1 pseudogene is annotated in these 1,518 nt (G+C 77.5%); it reads left to right on the top strand.

The features are described from left to right. Positions 1–185 precede the first annotated feature (185 nt). Positions 186–1,418, top strand: a pseudogene (locus ACFV4G_RS39845) (HRDC domain-containing protein); the annotation flags it as partial. Positions 1,419–1,518 lie beyond the last annotated feature (100 nt).

Here is a 1,518-nt window from a genome sequence, read left to right as displayed (position 1 = left end):
CCCCGGCACCACCACCTCCTCTTGGGGGGCCGGCCCGTTTCCACCCCACCCCGGGCGGTCACTCGCCTACTGTTTCCCACGGCCCCCGCCGCGGCGTTCCCGGAGGTTCCGGTGGCATAGTCGGTGACCCGGTCTGACCAGTCCGACAACACTCCCGGCTCCGAGGTCCGTCGTACCCTTGGTGAGTGACCGACGCCGTAGCAGCCATCCCAGAAGAAGCAGCCCCGGTCCCGCTCCTTGAGCCCAAGGAGGGGATCCCGCCCGTCGTGGCGGACGAGGAGGCGCTGGCCGCCACCGTCGCCGCCTTCGCCGCGGGCACCGGACCGGTCGCGGTCGACGCCGAGCGGGCCTCCGGCTACCGCTACGGGCAGCGCGCGTACCTGATCCAGCTGCGCCGCGCGGGCGCCGGCACCGCGCTGATCGACCCGATCGCCTGCCCCGACCTCGGCGGGCTCGGCGCCGCCCTCGCGGACGCCGAATGGGTGGTGCACGCCGCCACCCAGGACCTGCCGTGCCTGGCCGAGGTCGGCATGAGACCGCGGCGGCTGTTCGACACCGAGCTGGCCGGACGGATCGCCGGCTTCGCACGGGTCGGCCTCGGTCCGATGACCGAGAGCGTGCTCGGCCTGAGCCTGGCCAAGGAGCACTCGGCGGTCGACTGGTCCACCCGTCCGCTGCCCGAACCGTGGCTGCGCTACGCCGCTCTGGACGTCGAGGTGCTGGTCGAGCTGCGGGACGCACTCGAACGGGAGCTGGACGCCCAGGGCAAGCTCGACTGGGCGCTGGAGGAGTTCGCCGCGATCGCCGCCGCGCCCCGTCCGGCGCCGCGCACCGACCCGTGGCGGCGCACCTCGCAGCTGCACAAGGTCCGCCGGCGTCGCCAGCTGGCCGTGGTGCGCGAACTGTGGCTGGCCCGCGACCGGATGGCGCAGGACCGCGACGTCTCGCCGGGCCGGGTCCTGTCGGACGCCGCGATCGTCAACGCCGCGCTGGCCATGCCGCTGAACATCGCCGCGCTCCAGGCCGTCCAGGGCTTCGGGCCGCGGGTGCACCGGCGCCAGCTGGAGCAGTGGCTGGCCGCCGTGCAGCGCGGCCGGGAGGTGCCGGAGAACCAGCTGCCGCCGGCCGCCGCGCCGCACGACGGGCCGCCGCCGCCGCGCGCCTGGGCCGAGAAGGACCCGGTCGCCGCCGCCCGGCTGTCCGGCGCCCGCAGCGCCGTCAGCGAGCTGGCCGAGAAGCACAACCTGCCCGCCGAGAACCTGATCACCCCGGACCTGGTCCGCCGGGTGTCCTGGGAACCGCCGGCCGACCCGGGCGCCGCCGGGGTGGCCGCCGCGCTGCGCGGCCTCGGGGCCCGGCAGTGGCAGGTCGACCTGGTCGCCCCGGTGGTGGCCGCCGCGTTCGCCGCGGCGGGGGCCGCCGAGGCCAGTACCCCGGGGCCGGCCCCCCCCCCCCCCCCCGCCGGGGCGCGGCCCCCCCCCGCCCCCGCCCCGCGCCAGGCGGCCCCCCCGGGAGCCC

The organism is Kitasatospora sp. NPDC059747 (assembly GCF_042732955.1).
Lineage (GTDB): Bacteria > Actinomycetota > Actinomycetes > Streptomycetales > Streptomycetaceae > Kitasatospora.
The sequence above is the reverse complement of the archived record's forward strand: the minus strand, read 5'-3'. Positions and strand labels throughout refer to the sequence as shown.